At 29.5% G+C, this 2,873-nt stretch carries 3 protein-coding genes; 2 read left to right on the top strand and 1 reads right to left on the bottom strand.

Features of this window, described 5'->3' with window-relative positions:
- On the top strand, positions 1–1,177 hold a 1,177-nt coding region (locus JCM14209_RS09550), incomplete at its 5' end, for a restriction endonuclease subunit S (protein ID WP_025023027.1).
- Positions 1,178–1,241: 64 nt separating this feature from the next.
- Positions 1,242–2,174, top strand: coding sequence for a site-specific integrase (locus tag JCM14209_RS08445; RefSeq protein ID WP_025023026.1), 933 nt, complete (start codon positions 1,242–1,244; stop codon positions 2,172–2,174).
- Between the two features lie 46 nt (positions 2,175–2,220).
- Here the strand turns inward: JCM14209_RS08445 and JCM14209_RS08440 are convergent.
- The coding region (locus JCM14209_RS08440) for a restriction endonuclease subunit S (protein WP_369384385.1) at positions 2,221–2,873 on the bottom strand (653 nt) is incomplete at its 5' end.

Here is a 2,873-nt window from a genome sequence, read left to right as displayed (position 1 = left end):
TAAATTTTGGGAGCAGCGTAAGTTTGGGGATGTATTTCAAAAAAATTCTGAAAAAAATAATTTCCAATTTTCAAAAGAAAAAACTATTACAATTGCATCAATGAAATTTAACGAAAATGGAAATAACGCCGCAGAAGAATCGTTAAAAAATTATAAAGTTCTTAGAATAGGTGACATAGCTTTTGAAGGTCATGCTAATAAAAAGTTTAAATTTGGCAGATTCGTGTTAAATGACATCGGAGCAGGAATTATGTCCCCTCGTTTTTCTACATTACGCCCCGTATTTAATATTAATATTAAGTATTGGAAATACTATATTCATAATGACCATATAATGAAAACTAAGCTGGTAAAATCAACTAAACTTGGAACGATGATGAATGAGCTAGTTACACAAGAATTTTTAAATCAAACTTTTAAAGAGCCTCAAAAAATTGAACAAGAAAAAATCGGAAACATACTATTTCTATTAGATAAAAACATAACTCTTCATCAACGAAAATTAGAACTATTGAAGCAAAATAAAAAATTCTTTCTTCAAAAGATGTTTCCTAAAGATGGAGAAAAAATTCCTGAAATAAGATTCTCTGAGTTTGATAAGGATTGGGAACAAAAGAAGTTAAAAAATATTGGAAACACATTTACTGGATTATCAGGAAAAACTAAAGAAGATTTTGGACATGGGGATGCAGAGTATATAACATACATGAATGTATTTTCTAATCCTATTTCTAACTTAACTGGTACTGATAAAATTGAAATTGATAAAAAGCAAAATGAGGTAAAGTATGGAGATGTTCTATTTACAACCTCTTCTGAAACTCCCGAGGAAGTAGGAATGTCTTCAGTATGGTTAGGTAACTCATCTAATATATACTTAAATAGTTTTTGTTTTGGATTTAGACCCACTAAAAAAATTGATCCATATTATCTAGGATACTTGCTGAGATCTCAGACTGTTAGAAGAAAGATTATGGTATTAGGTCAAGGTATTTCAAGATATAATATTTCTAAAAATAAATTGGTAGATATTTCAATTACTGTGCCAAGCTATGAGGAACAACAAAAAATAGGCATGTCCCTTAATAATCAAGATATGCGTATTACTGATCAAATTCAAAATATCAAAAGATTAAAACTCCTAAAGAAACATCTTCTAAACAAATTATTCATTTAACATATAAATAAACCCTCCTAGAATAATATTTGTGGGCAATAAATATATTCTAGGAGGTTTTCTTATGCCAAGAAAATATATCAGTACTAAACTTTTTTACAAATACTATATGGAATGGATTCATATATATAAGGTTGGAGCAGTTAGGCAAGCAACGCTTGAAAAATACTACCTTACTCAACGGAAATTAAAGGCTATTGCGCCCAATCTTCATATGAACGAACTAGATCGTAAATCTTATCAATTGATATTGAATAAGTATGCTGAAACTCATGAAAAGCAAACAACGCTAGATTTTCATCATCATTTAAAAGCGGCAATTATAGATGCAGTTGACGATGGCTTCATTCGAACTGACCCTACTCGCAGAGCTATAATCAAAGGTAAAGCCGCAAGTAAAAAGAAAAAGAAATATCTTAATTTATTTGAATTGCAACTACTTTTAAACGACTTAGATTTAAATACAGAGTTGAATTGGGATTGGTTCATCCTTTTAGTTGCTAAGACAGGCTTGCGTTTTTCAGAAGCTCTTGCTTTAACTCCTGCGGATTTTGATTTTGTAAATCAACAAATTATTATCAATAAATCTTGGAACTACAAGTATTCAATAGGCGAATTTCAGCCAACTAAGAATCCTACGTCAAAAAGAAAAGTAACAGTTGATTGGAAGCTAATGAATCAATTTCAAAATCTAATTCGTAATTTAGATCCAGATTGGCCAATCTTTGTTGAAAGAGGTAAAAAAATATTTAATTCAACCATTAACAAGGTTTTACTACGTCATTGTGATGCTGTTAATATTCCAATTATTTCAATTCATGGACTAAGACATACCCATGCATCTTTATTACTTTTTGAAGGTGTATCTGTAATTAGTGTTTCAAAGCGCTTAGGACATGCTAATGTATCTACAACCCAAGAAACATATTTGCATATAATTCAAGAGTTAGAAAATAAGGATAACGACAAAATTTTACGTCATTTATCAATGATATAAAATAAAACCTCATTAACTTTTTATTAAAGTTGATGAGGTTTTATTTTTAAATGAATAATTTATTTAGTAAAAATTTCTTTAAATTTTGCAATTTTTCTAGTTTGTTTTGATGAAGGGTTATGAGTGAATTTACCTTTTCAATGTGAGTTCCAATCTTTTTCTGTTCATCATTACTAGGAAAGTTCCATTTTAAATTCTTAAAATCAGAATAACTGATACTGCGACCATCTCGAATTCCATACGTTACTTTCACTAAACTTTTGATGAATCTTTGAGATATAAATATATTTTTCCAAAAATAAAAATTTTGATTACTATCTAAAAAACGAATTACAGTATATGCAGGTGAAGTAATTCCTTCAACTTTAGAAGCAGCAAATCCGCCTTGAAAAGATCGTAAATGAATTACAAAATCTCCTGGTTGAACCCTTTTATAACCTTTTTCACTAGATTTATCATGTTGGATATTATGTCCACTATCAGACCTCAAAACCATTCCAGCATCCTGCGTAGCAGAAATAACTGGTAAATGAGGGTGTCCTTTATCAGATATAGATTTAAATATATCCCCAAACTTACGTTGCTCCCAATCATTATTAAATTCAGAGAATCTTATTTCGGGATTTTTTTCCCTGTTTTTAGGAAACATCTTTTGCAACAAGAATTTTTTATTTTGCTTTAATAGTTCTAATTTTCGTT

Origin of the sequence: Ligilactobacillus hayakitensis DSM 18933 = JCM 14209 (genome assembly GCF_000615845.1) — a bacterium.
Lineage (GTDB): Bacteria > Bacillota > Bacilli > Lactobacillales > Lactobacillaceae > Ligilactobacillus > Ligilactobacillus hayakitensis.
The sequence above is the reverse complement of the archived record's forward strand: the minus strand, read 5'-3'. Positions and strand labels throughout refer to the sequence as shown.

Excerpts from the sequence above, each read along its gene's own strand:
- JCM14209_RS08445 (WP_025023026.1), top strand. The coding sequence starts at position 1,242 with ATGCCAAGAAAATATATCAGTACTAAACTTTTTTACAAATACTATATG.